Origin of the sequence: Micromonospora sp. NPDC049301, from assembly GCF_040678715.1 — a bacterium.
Classification (GTDB): Bacteria; Actinomycetota; Actinomycetes; order Mycobacteriales; family Micromonosporaceae; genus Micromonospora.
The window spans coordinates 163,113-178,263 of the sequence record NZ_JBFAQO010000005.1; the positions used below are offsets into that span (position 1 = coordinate 163,113).

General features: G+C 75.0%; 11 protein-coding genes. 3 read left to right on the forward strand and 8 right to left on the reverse strand.

The genetic code is table 11. The features are described 5' to 3' along the window. Positions 1 to 122 precede the first annotated feature (122 nt). The 3 genes from AB0K07_RS16575 to AB0K07_RS16585 are packed head-to-tail and all read left to right on the forward strand — an operon-like array spanning position 123 to position 4,969. On the forward strand, positions 123 to 1,175 hold the full coding sequence (locus AB0K07_RS16575; protein WP_363755874.1) for a MoxR family ATPase: 1,053 nt from the start codon (positions 123 to 125) through the stop codon (positions 1,173 to 1,175). A 1-nt stretch (position 1,176) separates the two neighbouring features. Beyond that, entirely contained in the window at positions 1,177 to 2,475 is a 1,299-nt protein-coding gene (locus tag AB0K07_RS16580) for a DUF58 domain-containing protein (RefSeq protein WP_363755876.1), read from the forward strand. 16 nt (positions 2,476 to 2,491) lie between these two features. Next, the gene (locus tag AB0K07_RS16585) at positions 2,492 to 4,969 is read left to right on the forward strand and encodes a DUF3488 and transglutaminase-like domain-containing protein (RefSeq protein WP_363755878.1); all 2,478 of its coding nucleotides are present in this window, start codon (positions 2,492 to 2,494) and stop codon (positions 4,967 to 4,969) included. Between the two features lie 232 nt (positions 4,970 to 5,201). Here AB0K07_RS16585 and AB0K07_RS16590 read toward each other — a convergent pair whose 3' ends face one another. From AB0K07_RS16590 to AB0K07_RS16625, 8 genes are all read right to left on the reverse strand, one after another. Further along, positions 5,202 to 5,603: a DUF3040 domain-containing protein gene (locus AB0K07_RS16590; protein ID WP_109819242.1), complete on the reverse strand. Its 402-nt coding sequence runs from the start codon at positions 5,601 to 5,603 to the stop codon at positions 5,202 to 5,204. Between the two features lie 116 nt (positions 5,604 to 5,719). Beyond that, complete coding sequence (locus tag AB0K07_RS16595; RefSeq protein ID WP_363755881.1) at positions 5,720 to 6,979, reverse strand: DNA polymerase IV; 1,260 nt, start codon at positions 6,977 to 6,979, stop codon at positions 5,720 to 5,722. Between the two features lie 62 nt (positions 6,980 to 7,041). Next, the gene (locus tag AB0K07_RS16600; RefSeq protein ID WP_363755883.1) at positions 7,042 to 8,256 is read right to left on the reverse strand and encodes a nucleotide pyrophosphatase/phosphodiesterase family protein; all 1,215 of its coding nucleotides are present in this window, start codon (positions 8,254 to 8,256) and stop codon (positions 7,042 to 7,044) included. Further along, positions 8,253 to 9,029, reverse strand: coding sequence for a methyltransferase domain-containing protein (locus AB0K07_RS16605; RefSeq protein ID WP_363755885.1), 777 nt, complete (start codon positions 9,027 to 9,029; stop codon positions 8,253 to 8,255). Before AB0K07_RS16605 ends, AB0K07_RS16600 begins: the two co-directional genes overlap by 4 nt. A gap of 29 nt (positions 9,030 to 9,058) precedes the next feature. Beyond that, positions 9,059 to 9,232 carry a hypothetical protein gene (locus tag AB0K07_RS16610; RefSeq protein ID WP_363756661.1) on the reverse strand — a complete coding sequence of 58 codons (174 nt, stop codon included), beginning with the start codon at positions 9,230 to 9,232 and terminating at the stop codon, positions 9,059 to 9,061. A gap of 97 nt (positions 9,233 to 9,329) precedes the next feature. Next, entirely contained in the window at positions 9,330 to 12,698 is a 3,369-nt protein-coding gene (locus AB0K07_RS16615) for an error-prone DNA polymerase (RefSeq protein ID WP_363755887.1), read from the reverse strand. A 132-nt stretch (positions 12,699 to 12,830) separates the two neighbouring features. After that, positions 12,831 to 14,393 carry a DNA polymerase Y family protein gene (locus AB0K07_RS16620; RefSeq protein WP_363755889.1) on the reverse strand — a complete coding sequence of 521 codons (1,563 nt, stop codon included), beginning with the start codon at positions 14,391 to 14,393 and terminating at the stop codon, positions 12,831 to 12,833. Beyond that, entirely contained in the window at positions 14,390 to 15,109 is a 720-nt protein-coding gene (locus AB0K07_RS16625) for a hypothetical protein (RefSeq protein ID WP_363755891.1), read from the reverse strand. The genes AB0K07_RS16620 and AB0K07_RS16625 overlap by 4 nt, the downstream gene beginning before the upstream one ends. Between the last annotated feature and the right edge of the window lie 42 nt (positions 15,110 to 15,151).

Below are 15,151 nucleotides of genomic sequence, written 5' to 3' on the forward strand. Positions count from 1 at the left end.
AACATGGTTAGCCTGAGAGGCCAGTGAGATTTCTGCGGCAAACGAGGCTCGACGTCGCGAACCCAACGGCGGGTCCAGGTGCTCTATACAGAGCTGCCGTGACGGCGACGAGGAGGAGGCCCGTGACACAACAGACCTGGGACGAGGTGGGCGGCCTACTGCCGCACGACGAGTTCCGCGCCGCCAGCGAGGCCATCGTGGCCAACATCGAGCAGGTCATCGAGGGCAAGACCGCCACGGTGCGGCTGGCCCTGGCCGTCCTGCTCGCCGAGGGTCACCTCCTGATCGAAGACGTCCCCGGCGTCGGCAAGACCAAGCTGGCCAAGGCCCTCGCGCGGTCCATCGACTGCACGGTGCGGCGGATCCAGTTCACCCCGGACCTGCTGCCGAGCGATGTCACCGGCGTCAGCGTCTACAACCAGGAGACACACGACTTCGAGTTCCGCCCCGGCGCCGTCTTCGCCAACCTGGTCGTCGGCGACGAGATCAACCGGGCCTCGCCGAAGACCCAGTCGGCGTTGCTGGAGTGCATGGAGGAACGGCAGGTCACGGTCGACGGCGTGACGTACCAGCTGCAGACCCCGTTCATGGTCATCGCCACGCAGAACCCGATCGAGATGGAGGGCACGTACCCGCTGCCCGAGGCGCAGCGCGACCGGTTCACCGCCCGGATCGCGATGGGCTACCCGGACGCCGGCGCCGAGCTGGCGATGCTGGACGGGCACGGCGCCACGGACCCGCTGCACGAGCTGCGCCCGGTCTCCGACGCGGACATCGTCCGGCAGCTCATCGCCACGGTCCGGCAGGTGCACGTCGCGGACGCGGTCAAGCAGTACGCCATCGACCTGGTCACCGCCACCCGCGAGGCCCCCGACCTGCGCCTGGGCGCTTCCCCCCGGGCGACCCTTCAGCTGCTGCGCACCGCCCGGGCGGTCGCCGCCCTGGAGGGGCGCGACTACGTGCTCCCCGATGACCTGCAGGCCCTCGCGGTGCCGGTGCTCGCGCACCGGATCATCCCGACCGCCGACGCGCAGCTCGCCCGGCGCACCACCGACGCGATCGTCTCCGAGCTGGTGCACCGGCTGCCGCTGCCACACGACCGGCAGCGTTCCCCCTACGACACCCGGCCCGCCACCGGCAACGGTCGCGCGCCCTACGAGCCGCGGAGGCCGTGACGTGCGTGCCGGGCTGCGCGGGTTGACCACCCGCGGGCGCTCGTTCCTGGCCGCCGCGGTCGCGGCGGCCATCTCGGCCGGCATCCTGGGCGAGAAGGACCTGCTCCGGGTGGCCGTGCTGCTGGGCATCCTGCCGCTGCTGGCCGCCGCCTACGTCGGGCGCAGCCGCTACAAGCTGGCCTGCAACCGGTCGCTGGACCCGCACCGGGTCCCGGTCGGGGCCAACTCCCGGGTGGTGCTGCGCCTGCAGAACCTCTCCCGGCTGCCGACCGGCACCCTGCTCCTGGAGGACCGGCTGCCCTACGCGCTGGGCAGCCGGCCCCGGGTCGTGCTGGAGCGGCTCGGCGCGCACCAGGCCAGCTCGGTGGCGTACACCGTGCGGGCCGACGTGCGGGGCCGCTACGACGTGGGCCCGCTGGTGGTCCGGATGACCGACCCGTTCGGTCTCTGCGAGCTGAGCCGGGCCTTCCCCAGCACCGACCACCTGACGGTGATCCCGCAGGTCACCGCACTGCCGTCGGTCCGGCTCCCCGGGGAGTACGCGGGCAGCGGCGACAGCCGGGCCCGCTCGGTGGCGGTGCACGGTGAGGACGACGCGGCGACCCGGGAGTACCGGCGCGGCGACGACCTGCGCCGGGTGCACTGGAAGTCCACGGCGCGCACCGGCGAGTTGATGGTGCGCCGCGAGGAGCAGCCGTGGGAGAGCCGCGCCACGGTCGTTCTGGACACCCGCGCCTACGGCCACCGCGGCGACGGGCCGACGGCGAGCTTCGAGTGGGCGGTCTCCGCCGCCGCGAGCATCGCCGTGCACCTGCGGCAGGCCGGCTACAAGTTGCGCCTGGTCACCGGCTCGGGGGTCGACGTGGACGCCTCGGAGGGCGGCGGCGACGGGGCCCTGCTCGACCACCTCGCCGAGGTCCGGCTCGACCAGCGGGCCGAGGTCACCGGCCTGGTGCAGCGGGTGCGGCAGCGCGCCGACGGGGGTCTGATCATCGGCTTGTTCGGCGCGGTGACCGTCGCGGAGGCCGAGCTGCTGGCCGGGCTGCGGGGCAACGGCGCCACCTGCGTCGGCTTCCTGCTGGACAGCTCCACCTGGCTCAGCCTGCCCGAGAAGGCCCGGGCCGAGGCGGAGCACGCGCACGGCGCCGCCGCGCTCGCCATGCTGCACAGCGGCTGGCGGGTGGTCGGCGTCGACCACGGCAGCCGACTGCCGGCGCTCTGGCCGCAGGCCGGCCGGGGCTCCCAGGGGTTCGCCCTACGCGCCGCGCTGGCCGAGACGGTCGCCGGCGGCGTGCGATGAACGGAAGGTTCCCCTCATGATCGCCAGTCGGAACACCGGCGCGGTGGCGGCCGCCGCCACCCTTCTCGCCGCCGCGCCGCTGTCGGCCATCTTCGAGACCTGGACGTGGCTGGTCCAGTCCGCGATCGCGGTCGCCGTGGTGGCCGGGGTGGCCGCGCTGACCCGGCTCGTCCGGGCGCCGCTGTGGGGTCAGGTCCTCGGCATGCTGGCCGCCCTGGTGCTCGCCCTGACCTGGCTGTTCCCCAGCGGTGGGGAGCTGCTCACCTTCCTGCCCACGCCGGGCACGTTCGGGCACTTCGCGGACCTGTTCACCGGCTCCATGCAGGACATGCGCTCGTACGGCGTGGAGGTCCCGGACACCGACCCCCTGCTGTTCATCACCGTGCTCGGCGTCGGCGGGGTCGCCGTACTGGTGGATGTGCTGGCGGTGGGTCTGCGCCGGCCCGCGCTGGCCGGGCTGCCGATGCTCGCCGTCTACTCGGTGCCGGTCGCCGTCTACGTCAACAGCGTCCCCCCGGTGCCGTTCGTGGTGGGCGCCGCCGGGTACCTCTGGCTGCTGGTCACCGACAACGTCGACCGGGTCCGCCGGTTCGGCCGGCGGTTCACCGGCGACGGCCGCGACGTCGACGTGTGGGAGGCCTCCCCGCTGGCCGCCGCCGGCCGCCGGCTCGCGGTGGTCGGGGTGGCCCTCGCGGTGGCGCTGCCACTGGCGGTGCCGGGCATGACCAGCGGGCTGCTCGACACGCTGGGTGGCGGCACGGGCAACGGCAACGGCAGCGGCCGGGCGGGTGCGGGCGGCTCATCGGGTCGGATCGACCTGTTCGCCTCGCTCGCCGGCCAGCTCAACCAGTCCGAGGTGGCCGACCTGGTCAAGGTGACCACGTCCGAGCCGACTCCGTTCTACCTGCGCTACGCCGTCGCCGACGAGCTGCGCCCGAACGGGTTCCAGGCGCGCAACCCGAGCGGCCGGCCGGTCAACCGGGATCTGCCGGACCCGACCGAGCGGGCCGGCCGGGGTGTCCAGCAGATCCCCTACCGGGCGACCGTCGAGGTCACCAAGAACCTGAGCATGTCCCTGATGCCGGTGTACGCCGAGCCGGTGCGTACCGAGGACCTCAACGGCAACTGGCTGTACGACCCCAACCAGCAGGTCGTCTTCTCCAACCGGGACAACTCCCGGGGCAAGAAGTACTCCTTCGACTACATCCGCTCGACGTACACCCCGGCCGCGCTGCGGGCCGCGCAGCCGCTGCCGGCCGACCACCCGGTACGCCGGCAGCTGACCGCGACTCCCGGGCCGGTGCCCGAGGTGGAGGAGCTGGTCCAGAGCCTGGTCCAGGGCAAGCGCACCGACTACGACCGGGTGTTGGCGATCTACGAGCACTTCTCGGCGGACAACGGGTTCAGCTACCGGCTCAGCACCGAGAGCGGCAGCAGCGGCCAGGACATCGTCAACTTCCTGACCAACAAGGTCGGCTACTGCCAGCAGTACGCGGCGGCGATGGCCTGGCTGGTGCGCAGCGCCGGCATCCCGGCCCGGGTGGCGTTCGGGTTCACCAACGGCAGCAAGCGCGACGGCGACACGTACACGTTGACCAACCTCAACCTGCACGCCTGGACCGAGGTCTACTTCGACGGGGTCGGCTGGGTGCCGTTCGACGCCACCCCGTCGTACGGCGTGCCGGGCTTCACCCGGTCGGCCTGGGCACCGGACACCGACGCGGCGGAGCCGACCAGCCCGGGCACCGGCACCACGGACACCCCGGCGGGCCCCGGCGCGTCGGCCGACCCGACCAGCCCGGACAACGCCGACCGGGACACCGACTCGGGGCTCTCCCTCGCCGGGGAGACGCCGGCCGAGCAGCGGCCGGTGTGGCCCTGGTGGACGGCGGGCCTGCTGGCCCTGCTGGCACTGCTGTCGGTTCCGGCACTGCGTCGGCTGGCGCTGCGACGGCGGCGGCGTGCCCGGGCGGCGGGCGCCGCGGTGGCCGCCACCCCGAACGACGTCGCCTCGGTCGACGGGGCACGGGTGGTGGTGGTCGGACCGGACGCCAACCGGGCTCGCGCGGACGCGCACGCCGCCTGGGCGGAGCTGCTCGACACGCTGGTGGACTACCAAGTCCGGGTCGATCGGACCGAGACACCCCGGGCGACCGCGGAGCGGCTGGTCCGGGAGGCGTTCAGCGACGACACCGCGGCGGTCGGCGCGGCACGGCTGCTCGGCCGGGCCGAGGAGCGGGCCCGCTACGCCCGGGATCCGCTGACCGGTGAACCGCTGGTGCCGGCGCTGCGCGCGGTCCGTGGCGCGCTCGCCGTCCGCGCGGACCGGCGGACCCGACTGCTCGCCGCCGTGCTGCCGCCGTCGGTGCTGCTGCGGTGGCGGACCGCCCTGGCCGACACGTCCGGCCGGATGGTGGCACTGACCGGGCGTGCCCGGTACCGGTTGCTCCGCTGGAATCCGCGTCGGCTGCTGGCCCACCGAACGGCCCGCTGAACGAGGTCCCTCCGGCTCGGGGCGACGGTCCACCGACCGTCGCCCCGTGCCGTGCACCCGTCGACCCGCTGGTGGGCTGACCCACGCGGGGACGCGGTGCGGCTCGGGTACGCGGTGCGGCTCGGGGCATGGCGGGGCGGTTGCAGGGCGCACGGATACGCCAGTGGTCGCCGGGCTGGACCCGGCGACCCGCTCGTCGCGGTGTACGGCCCGCCTCAGCGGCGGGACGGGCTCAGCGGTGCCCCTCCGGGCGCTGCCGCCACCTGTCCTCCATGCGGTCCAGGATCGACGGCCGGCGACCGGATCGGCCGCCGCCGCGCGGACGGCGACGACTGGTCGTGCCGCCCACCACGTGCAGGTCAGGTGACTGCGCCCGCCGGTGCGACTGCACCGCGAAGGCGGCCGAGGCCAGCATGACGACGAAGCCCGCCACCGCCAGCGGTGGAGTCTTGATCACCGCGCCATAGACCAGTAGAGCCAAGCCAGCGATGATCACGCCGGCAGCGACGAGCAGGCGACGCCGCGCGTGGAAGCGCGGATCGCTGGCGCGCACGGCCGAGGCGAATTTGGGGTCCTCGGCAAGCGACCGCTCGATCTGCTCGAACAGCCGCTGCTCGTGCTCCGAGAGCGGCACGGCACTCCTCCCCGGTCACGTTGGTCGGGCCCACTCGGGCCGACAGACCGTGGCAGCCATCCGGCTGCTTACCCGCAAGTCTACGAGGGGGGTCGCGCGTCGGAAAGCGGGACGACCTACGGGTGGGGTGGATTTTCGTTTCGACGGGGGTCACGGTCGCCCAGCAGACTGGCCGGACCTATGACGGACCGCCCGAATCGGGCAGCAGCGGCGTCCGCGGCAGCTTCCGCCTCCCGCCAACCACGCTCGGGCGCGCCGAGGGTGAGCTGCCGGGGCGCACCCTGTGCCGGGGCGAGCCCCTCCACCCGGACACCGACGAGCCGGATCCGCTCGCCCGGGTCCAGCGCGGTGTAGAGCGCCCAGACCGTGTCGAACATCTCGCGGGCCGTGTCGGTGGGCACCCCGAGGGTGCGGGAGCGGTTGACGGTGCGGAAGTCGGCCAGTCGCACCTTGAGCGTCACGGTGCGCCCCACCTGCCCGGAGCCACGCAACCGGACGCCGACCTTCGCGCTGAGCGCGAGCAGGGCGCGGCGGATCTCCACCGGGTCGGCCACGTCGGCGTCGAAGGTCACCTCGGCGCCGATCGACTTGTCGACGTGCTCGGGGCTGACCCGGCGCGGGTCCCGTCCCCAGGCCAGCTCGTGCAGGTGCGCCGCCGACGCCGCGCCCACCGCCCGGCGGAGCATGCCCAGCGGGGCCTCGGCGAGGTCACCGACGGTGGCCAGACCGAGCCGGCGCAGCGACTCGGCAGCGCGCTCCCCCACCCCCCAGAGCGCGTCCACCGGCAGGGGGTGCAGGAAGTCGAGCACCTGCCCCGGGGGCACGACCAGCAGGCCGTCCGGCTTGGCCCGGGTGGAGCCCAGCTTGGCCACGAACTTGCTCGGTGCCACACCGACCGAGCAGGTCAGCCCCTGCTCGTCGGCGACCCGGCGGCGGATCAGCCGGGCGATGGCGGCCGGGGAGCCGAACAGCCGGCGGGCTCCGGTGACGTCGAGGAACGCCTCGTCGAGGGAGAGCGGCTCGACCAGCGGGGTGACGTCCCGGAAGATCTGCATGACGGCGCGGGAGGCGGGGGTGTAGGCGGTGAAGTCCGGTGGCAGGTAGACCGCGTGCGGGCAGCGGGCCCGGGCCTGGCTGGTCGGCATCGCGCTGCGGACGCCGTAGCGGCGGGCCTCGTAGCTGGCCGAGCTGACCACGCCGCGCGGCCCGACGCCGCCGACGACCACCGGTCGGCCCCGCAGCTCGGGCCGGCGGCGCACCTCGACGGCGGCGAAGAAGGCGTCCATGTCGACGTGCAGGATCGGGCTGCCGGAGTCGTCGGCGTCCGGCCCGAAGCGCGGATCGCCACCCCGGGGCAACGACTGGCTGCGGCCCATCCCGGCAGGTTAACCCGGGGGTACGACATCACCAGCGGCCGGCGGGGCGTACCGCCCACGGGTCAGCCGCGGACGACCAGCAGCGGCACGGTCAGCTCGGCGGCGCTGTCCGACCCGTGGTACGCCACCAGCCGGGACGCCATCGGCCGCTCGGTGCGGGTGGCCAGGACCGCGTACGTGTCGTTGCAGCTCACCACCACGTCGCCGATGCGCCCCAGGTGCTCCTCAGGCACCGGCCCGAACCAGCCGTCGGCCACCATCTCGTCGCGGGTGCGTACCCGCGCCGCGGCACCGAGCACCTCCGACCAGGCGGCCACCACGTCGTCGACCGCACCCGGCACGACATGCAGGTAGCGCACCCGGGCCTCGCCGGCCACCAGCCGCACACTGGCACGCAGCCGCGGATCGGTGTCCAGGTCGAAGCGGTGCGTGGCGGGCACGTTGAGCTGGCCGTGGTCGGCGGTCACCAGCAGCGCCGCGTCCGGCGGCAGCCCGTCGACCAACCGGGCGAGCAGCGCGTCCACCTCGCTGGCGGCGACCCGCCAGGGCGTCGAGTCGACCCCGCCGAGGTGGCCGTGCCGATCGAGGTCCGGGTGGTAGCCGGAGACCAGGGTGGGCCCCGGGCCGGCGGCCAGCGCGGCCAGCATGGTGGCGGCCACGGCGTCCACGCCGGCGGCGCCCCGGAAGTCGCCGCCCCTGTTGGCGGCCAGGGTCAACCCGCTGCCGCCGAACTCCGGTCGGCTGACCACGGTCACCGCCACCCCCGCGGCGCGGGCCCGCTCCAGCTGCGTGGGCACCGGCTGCCAGCGCAGCGGCGACGGGTCGGCGGCCCAGTCGGTGTGGGTGAGCACCCGGTCGGTGCCGGGCACCCGCACGGTGAAGCCGAGCACCCCGTGCGCGCCCGGCGCGACGCCGGTGCCGAGCGTCACCAGGCTGGTCGGGGTGGTGGACGGGAAACCGGCGATGAGCGGCCGGCCCACCGTCGCGGCGAGCCCGGCGAGGGTCGGCGCGTACGGCGCGGCGGTCGGCAGCTGGTACCAGCCGAGCCCGTCGACCAGCAGCACGGCGATCCGACGTACCCCGGCCAGCGCCGGGGCCAGCCCGAGCGGGTCGGCCGCCCCGGGCACGCCCAGCACGGCCAGCGCGCTGGGCAGCACATCGGCGAGGCGCCCACCGGCGTGGTCGGGCCCGAGGATCGCCAGCGGCCCGTCGATCGCGGCAGCCGGACCGGTGCCGACCGGAGAGGCGGCACCGGTGGGCGGGACCGGCCCGGTCATGCCGGCCGGCGGGCGAACAGGTGCAGCTGGGCGGCCAGATCCCGGTACGGAGGCTGGGCGGCGAGCGCCCGCTCCAGCTCGACCAGCGCGGCCGACTGCCCGTCGGCGACCGCCGCCGGCAGCAGGTCGGCCAGCACGCGTACCCCGTGGATCTCCTCGACCACCAGCCCGGCGGTGCCGAGCAGCGCGGCGGCGCCGTCGGCGTCGTAGCGCCGGCGCAGGGTGTCGCGCGGCCCGGCGGTGCCGGCGGGATCGGCGGCCAGCGCGGCCGCGACGTCGAGGTGGCCGTTCATCGCCCGGCCCAGCACGGCGGCGGCCCGGCCGGCCACCAGCACGCTGGCCGCGCCGCCCGGGCGCAGCGCGGTGGCCAGCGCGGCGACCACCGGCGTCGGGTCGTCGACCACCTCCAGCACGGCGTGGCAGAGCACCAGGTCGACGCCGGCCGGCTCGACGAGCCCCGCGAGGGCGTCCCCGTCGCCCTGCACGGCGGCGATCCGGTCGGCCACCCCGGCCTCGGCGGCGCGGCGGGTGAGCGCGGCCAGCGCGTCGGGACTGGCGTCGACCACGGTGACGCGGTGCCCGGCGCGGGCCAGCGGGACGGCGAAACCGCCCGTGCCGCCACCCACGTCCAGCACGGTGAGCTCGGCGTCGCCGCGCCGGTCCAGCTCGGCGCGGAGCACCGACCAGATCACGGCGGTACGGGGGGTCAGCGGCGGCCCGGTGAACCGGCCTCGGGTCTGCTCCACTCGGTCGAGCCTAGTCACCCGGTCCATCCCCGGCCGTTGCGCGGTGACGCGGTCGGTCAGGACTCGGCGCCCTCGACCTCGTCCTCGGCGCGGGACCGCCGCTCGTTGGCGACCGGACCGTTGGTCACCTCGTACTCGTGGGGGTCGGCGAGATGAGACGGCATCCAACCCGCGCCGAGCCGGGTCCGTCGGGAGTTGGCGATGCCACCGGTGTACGTGTGATTCCCCATCACTGTTCATTCCCCTCATGGATCACGGGCCGCTCTGCCCGCTCGGCACGAGTCTCCCGCTCGGCGGCACCGGAAACCGTAATGTGGATCACTGGATTCAGCGAAAGTCACGGGAGGCGGGGCTGACCGGCGGCTCGATGGCGTCCAGCCGGTCGGCCACGAGGTTGGTCACGCCCTCGTGCCGCTCCAACCGCCCCCGGACCACCAGCGCGGCGCTGGTCCGGGCCACCCGCCGGTAGCGCTGCCACAGCCCCGGCGAGCAGGTGACGTTGAGCATCCCGGTCTCGTCCTCCAGGTTGAGGAAGGTGACCCCACCCGCGGTCGCCGGGCGCTGCCGGTGGGTGACGATGCCGCCGACCCGGATCCGCTGCCCGGGCTCCACCCGGCCGAGCCGGGCGATCGGCACCGCGCCGAGCACGTCGAGCTGCCCTCGGATGAACCGGGCCGGATGGCTCTCCGGCGACAGCCCGGTGGCCCACACGTCGGCGACCAGCCGGTCCACCGCCTCCATCCCGGGCAGCGTGGGTGCCGCCGCGCCGGTCACCGTGCCGGGCAGCCGACCCGGCCGGTCCTGGGCCGCCGCGCCGGCGGCCCAGAGCGCCTCCCGCCGGGTCAGCCCGAAACAGGCGAAGGCGTCCGCGGTGGCCAGCGCCTCCAACTGCGCGGCGGTGAGACCGACCCGCCGGGCCAGGTCCGGCATGTCCCGGTACGGCCCGTGCGTGCCGCGCTCGGCCTCGATCCGCTCGGCCAGCTCGTCGCCGAGGGTCCGTACGCCGGACAGCCCGAGCCGGACAGCCGGACCGCCCAGCCCCCAGGCGTGCGGCGGCTCCCCCGGCCCGCTGCCCCACCGGGTGTCCGGGGTGGACTCCAGCACCGCCTTCGCCCCGCTGGCGTTGATGTCCGGACGGCGTACCTCGACCCCGTGCCGGCGGGCGTCGTCGACCAGGGTCTGCGGGGAGTAGAAGCCCATCGGCTGGGCGTTCAGCAGCGCGGCCAGGAACGGCCCCGGGTGGTAGCGCTTGAGCCAGGAACTCGCGTAGACCAGGTAGGCGAAGCTCATCGCGTGGCTCTCCGGAAAGCCGTAGCTGGCGAACGCGGTGAGCTTGCGGTAGACGTCGTCGGCCAGCTCGCCGGTGATGCCCCGCTCGGCCATCCCGGCGTAGAGCCGGTCGGCGATGCGGGTCATCCGCTCGACCGAGCGTTTGGCGCCCATCGCCCGGCGCAGCTGGTCGGCCTCGGACGCGTCGAAGCCGGCCAGGTCGATGGCGAGCTGCATCAGCTGCTCCTGGAACAGCGGCACGCCCAGGGTCTTCTCCAGCGCGTTGCGCATCAGCGGGTGCGGGAACGTCACCGGCTCCAGGCCGTTCTTGCGCCGGATGAACGGGTGCACCGAGCCGCCCTGGATCGGGCCGGGCCGGATCAGCGCCACCTCGACCACCAGGTCGTAGAACTCGCGGGGCTTGAGCCGGGGCAGGGTGGCCATCTGGGCGCGGCTCTCCACCTGGAACACCCCGACCGAGTCCGCCCGGCAGAGCATGTCGTAGACCTCCGGGTCGTCCAGCGTCATGTCGCCGAGGTCCAGGCTCATGCCGATCATGTCGTAGCCGTAGTGCAGCGCGGAGAGCATGCCGAGGCCGAGCAGGTCGAACTTGACCAGACCGACCGCGGCGCAGTCGTCCTTGTCCCACTGGAGCACGCTGCGCCCGGGCATCCGCCCCCACTCCACCGGGCAGACCTCGATCACCGGCCGGTCGCAGATCACCATGCCGCCGGAGTGGATGCCCAGGTGCCGGGGGAACGTCTGCAACTCGTTGGCGTACTCGACCACCTGCTCGGGGATGTCCTCGACGTCGACCGTCGCGACCGAGCCCCACCGGTCGATCTGCTTGCTCCAGGCGTCCTGCTGGCCGGGTGAGAAGCCGAACGCCTTGGCCACGTCCCGCACCGCCGACCGGGGCCGGTAGGAGATGACGTTGGCGACCTGGGCGGCGTGCTCCCGGCCGTAGCGGGTGTAGACGTGCTGGATCACCTCCTCCCGGCGGTCGGACTCGATGTCCACGTCGATGTCGGGCGGGCCGTCCCGCTCCGGGGCGAGGAAACGCTCGAAGAGCAGCCGGTGCCGGACGGCGTCCACGTTGGTGATCCGCAGCGCGTAGCAGACCGCCGAGTTGGCCGCCGAGCCCCGACCCTGGCAGTAGATGTCCTGCTCACGGCAGAACGCGACGATGTCGTAGACCACCAGGAAGTAGCCGGGGAAGCCCAGCTCCTCGATCATGTTCAGCTCGTGGTCGAGCTGCGCGTACGCCGTCGGGTGCGCCTGCGGCGGGCCGTAGCGCTCGCGTGCCCCGTCGGCGGTCAGCTTCCGCAGCCAGCTCATCTCGGTGTGCCCCGGCGGCACCGGGTACGCCGGCAGCTGCGGCGCGACCAGTTGGAGGTCGAAGGCCAGCTCGGCGCCGAACTCGGCGGCCCGGGCCACCGCGCCCGGGTACGCGGCGAACCGGGCCGCCATCTCCGCGCCGCTGCGCAGGTGGGCGGTGGCCGCCGCGGGCAACCAGCCGTCGATCTCGTCCAGGCTGCGCCGGGCCCGCACGGCGGCGACCGTGGTGGCCAGCCGACGCCGGCCGGGGCTGGCGTAGTGCACGTTGTTGCTGGCCACCGTCGGCAGCCCGGCCGCGGCGGCCAGGTCGGCGAGCGCGTCGTTGCGGTCGGCGTCGACGGGATGGCCGTGGTCGGTCAGCTCCACCGCCACCGTCTCCGCGCCGAAGAGCGCGGTCAGCCGGTCCAGCTCGCGGGCCGCCGCGTCCACCCCCTCGGTGAGCAGCGCCGCCGGCACGTGCCCCTTGCGGCAGCCGGTCAGCACCAGCACGTGGTCGCGCAGCTCGGCGGCGACCTCCTCCAGCTCCCCGTAGACCGGGCGGCCCTTCTCCCCGCCGCGCAGCTGGGCGCGGGCGATGGTGGTGGCCAGCCGGGCGTACCCCTCGTGGCCGTGCGCGAGCACCAGCAGGTGCGCGCCGTGCGGGTCGGGCTCGCCGTTCTGCGGGCCGGGCAGCCCGAGGGAGAGTTCCGCGCCGAAGATGGTCGGCAGGCCCAGCGTGCGGGCCGCCTCGGCGAAGCGGACCACACCGTAGAAGCCGTCGTGGTCGGTGACGGCGAGCGCGGTGAGCCCCAGCCGGGCCGCCTCCTCGGCCAACTCCTCCGGATGGCTGGCGCCGTCGAGGAAGCTGAAGTTGGTGTGCGCGTGCAGCTCGGCGTAGGGCACCACACCGTCGGGGCGGGCCAGCTCGGGCGGCTGGTACTGCTCACGTCGGCGGCTCCAGGCCGGGGAGTCCCCACCGTCGGCGTCCACGGCGAGCGGGTCCACCACGTGCAGGTGCCGCTCGCCCCGGCTCCCCCGCTTGTCGTCGGCCCGGCCGGAGAGCACCCGCTCCAGCTCCGACCAGGGCATCTTCGGGTTGTGGAAGCTCATCCGGCCGGCTCCGTCGGCGAGAGGATCGGTGAGCGGTATACCTGAGAGTCATAAATATGCCTGACAGTCATATCGCTCACCGGGGCATCCGCCCCCGGCGTGCAGCGGACCGACCGGTCGGACAGGATCAGCTCAGTCATAGATCGCCTCCACCAACCACTGCCCGGCCTCGACGGCGAGCAGCAGGGCGGTACCGTCGGCGAGGCCGATCTGGAACCGGGCCCGGCGGTGGGCCTCCGCCGGCACCCACCAGCGCTCGTCCACCGGCCACGGCCCGGCCCAGCCGACGATCTCCGCCGGCCGGCCGGTGCCGACCTGCAGCCGTGCGGGTGGGGCGCTCACCGCCAACCGAGCGCTGACCACCACCGGCTCGCCGGCAGCGTCCTGCACGGTCGCCGCGAGCGGGCTGGCCAGCACCACCGCCGGCGCGGGCGCGGGGAGCTGGCCGGGCCAGGGCGGGGCACCGGCGCGGGCGGGGAGCCGTTCGTCGCCCCACGGCACCAGTCGCACCTGGTCGGCCGGAGATCGCCCGCCGCCGAGCACCGCGGTGACCACCGCTTCCGGGCCGAGGATGCCCTGCACCCGGTTCAACGCCCGGTGCGCCCGCTCCCGCTCCTCGCCGGCCTCCCCCCAGAGGCCGGCCTGCAGGCCGGCCTGGGCGATCACCCCGTCCGGGACCAGCCGCAGCCGGATGATGCCGGCCGTCGGCCGGGCCGGTCGGGCACCGGCCCGGCCGTTGCTGCCGGAGAGCCAACCGTCGAGCTGCCAGCGCACCCGGTCGGCGATGGCCGCGGCGGTGAGCAGGCCGTCGTGCCGCCACACCCGGTGCAGCTCCTGCCCGTGCGCGGTGACCGCCTCGATGCCGAGCCGGGTGCAGGCCAGGCCGTGCCCGGCCAGCCGGTCGTGCAGCTGCTCGGCCAGCGCGCGGGCGGCGAACGCCGCCGCGTCGACCCGGTCGATCGGCTCGTCGTGCTCGGCGGTCACCGTCAGGTCGGCCGGCGGCTGCCGGACGGCGAGCGGACGATGGTCCCGCCCGGCGGCCAGCCGGTGGGCCAGCGCGCCGTCGAACCCGAACCGGGCCAGCACGTCGCCGGCCGGCAACGCGGCGAAGTCGCCGAGGGTCCGTACCCCCAGCCGGCGCAGCAGGTCGGCCAGCGCCGACCGGCCGAGCGCCTCGACCGGCAGCCCGGCCAGGAACTCAGGCGTCCCGCCCGGCGCCACCACCCGGCCGGCGCGGGCGGCCAGCCCCGCGGCGAAGACCCCGTCGGCGATGCCGACCTGACTCTCCACCAGACACGACTGGGCGATGTGCTCGATGATCCGCTCGGCGGCGGCCTCCTCGCCGCCGAGGTAACGGCTCGGACCCCGGGCGGCCACCGCGCAGGCGCCCGGGCGGACCACCTCGACGCCGGCGACCAGCTCCTCCACCGCGGCGACCACCGGCTCGAACGCCCGGGCGTCCCGGCCGGGGTCGTACTCCACGACGGTGAGCTGCGGGCACCGACCCTGCGCCTCCCGCTTGCGCAGCCCTCGGCGCACCCCTTCGGCGCGGGCCCGCTCGGAGCAGGCGACCACCCGGTTGCCGTGCAGCACGGCGACCGGGCCGGTGGCCGGCACCCCGTCGACGATCTCGGCGGCGAGCACCGGCCAGTCCGGGCACCACAGCAGCAAGGTCCGTGTCGGCGAGCCGGTCACCCCGCGCCGACCAGGGTGAGCGCCGGACGGGTCGCGGTCGGCACCGTACGGGGGATCACCCGGGTGAGCTCGTCACCGGGGAGCCAGACCTTGATCTCCTTGGGTCGGGCGGCCGCCCCACGCCCGCGCGCCGAGACGGTGACCTCCCGGCGGCGCAGCCGGCCCCGGCCCGACCCGAGCCCCTCCCAGACCCCGCGGACCACCTGCAACGTCACGTCCGCGCCGTCCCAGCGGCCGTACGGGACGAGCACGCTGCCGCGCTGCCGGGCCCGGGCGGCCAGCCGGGTGGCGACCGAGGCGGAGACCGTGGCCGGCACGGCGGTGACCACGACGTCCACCCCGTCGATCAGCGCGGCGACCACGGTGGCCCACTCGGGGCCGGGATTCGGCACCAGGGCCAGCCGGTCCAGGGCGATGCCCAACTCGGCGGCCGCGCCCGCGCCGAACGTCGGCACGCCGACCACGGCGCACCACGAGCCGGCCCGGGACGCCTCGGCGAGCAGGGCCAGCACCAGCGAGGTGCCCCCGCTGCGCCGGGGTTGGCCGACGGCGACCGCGATGGTGCTGCCCCGACGCAGGCCCCGGTTGGGCAGCAGGCCGGTCAGCTCGGGTGCCACCGGCAGCACCCGGTGGCCGCCGCCGACCGGGTCGGGTGCGCTCGCCGGGCGTACCAGATCGGCCAGTGCGGCGGAACCGACCACCATGCGGCCCGCCATCGGACCAACCCCCCGTCGTTGCTGTGGATCAGATCAGGACCG

What these genes read in the sequence shown, in the direction of transcription:
- AB0K07_RS16585 (WP_363755878.1), top strand. Translation starts at nt 2,492, where the DNA reads ATGATCGCCAGTCGGAACACCGGCGCGGTGGCGGCCGCCGCCACCCTT.
- AB0K07_RS16595 (WP_363755881.1), bottom strand. Translation starts at nt 6,979, where the DNA reads ATGGGCCGCAGCCAGTCGTTGCCCCGGGGTGGCGATCCGCGCTTCGGG.
- AB0K07_RS16600 (WP_363755883.1), bottom strand. Translation starts at nt 8,256, where the DNA reads ATGACCGGGCCGGTCCCGCCCACCGGTGCCGCCTCTCCGGTCGGCACC.
- AB0K07_RS16605 (WP_363755885.1), bottom strand. Translation starts at nt 9,029, where the DNA reads ATGGACCGGGTGACTAGGCTCGACCGAGTGGAGCAGACCCGAGGCCGG.
- AB0K07_RS16610 (WP_363756661.1), bottom strand. Translation starts at nt 9,232, where the DNA reads ATGGGGAATCACACGTACACCGGTGGCATCGCCAACTCCCGACGGACC.
- AB0K07_RS16615 (WP_363755887.1), bottom strand. Translation starts at nt 12,698, where the DNA reads ATGAGCTTCCACAACCCGAAGATGCCCTGGTCGGAGCTGGAGCGGGTG.
- AB0K07_RS16625 (WP_363755891.1), bottom strand. Translation starts at nt 15,109, where the DNA reads ATGGCGGGCCGCATGGTGGTCGGTTCCGCCGCACTGGCCGATCTGGTA.